This window comes from Staphylococcus sp. HMSC072E01, from assembly GCF_001814125.1.
GTDB lineage: Bacteria > Bacillota > Bacilli > Staphylococcales > Staphylococcaceae > Staphylococcus > Staphylococcus hominis.
This window is the reverse complement of sequence record NZ_KV814969.1, coordinates 1-773: the sequence shown is the minus strand read 5'-3', so window position 1 is coordinate 773 and position 773 is coordinate 1. Positions and strand designations below refer to the sequence as shown.

1 protein-coding gene is annotated in these 773 nt (G+C 33.9%); it reads right to left on the bottom strand.

What is annotated here, in order from left to right; all coding sequences use genetic code 11:
• Nucleotides 1–42 precede the first annotated feature (42 nt).
• Nucleotides 43–717, bottom strand: coding sequence for an IS6-like element IS257 family transposase (locus HMPREF2953_RS07410; RefSeq protein ID WP_001105987.1), 675 nt, complete (start codon nt 715–717; stop codon nt 43–45).
• Nucleotides 718–773: the final 56 nt, after the last annotated feature.

Below are 773 nucleotides of genomic sequence, written 5' to 3'. Positions count from 1 at the left end.
AAAAAATATAGCTAACCACTAATTTATCATGTCAGTGTTCGCTTAACTTGCTAGCATGATGCTAATTTCGTGGCATGGCGAAAATCCGTAGATCTGAAGAGACCTGCGGTTCTTTTTATATAGAGCATAAATACATTCAATACCTTTTAAAGTATTCTTTGCTGTATTGATACTTTGATACCTTGTCTTTCTTACTTTAATATGACGGTGATCTTGCTCAATGAGGTTATTCAGATATTTCGATGTACAATGACAGTCAGGTTTAAGTTTAAAAGCTTTAATTACTTTAGCCATTGCTACCTTCGTTGAAGGCGCCTGATCTGTAATTACCTTTTGAGGTTTACCAAATTGTTTAATGAGACGTTTGATAAACGCATATGCTGAATGATTATCTCGTTGCTTACGCAACCAAATATCTAATGTATGTCCCTCTGCATCAATGGCACGATATAAATAGCTCCATTTTCCTTTTATTTTGATGTACGTCTCATCAATACGCCATTTGTAATAAGCTTTTTTATGCTTTTTCTTCCAAATTTGATACAAAATTGGGGCATATTCTTGAACCCAACGGTAGACCGTTGAATGATGAACGTTTACACCACGTTCCCTTAATATTTCAGATATATCACGATAACTCAATGCATATCTTAGATAGTAGCCAACGGCTACAGTGATAACATCCTTGTTAAATTGTTTATATCTGAAATAGTTCATACAGAAGACTCCTTTTTGTTAAAATTATACTATAAATTCAACTTTGCAACAGAACC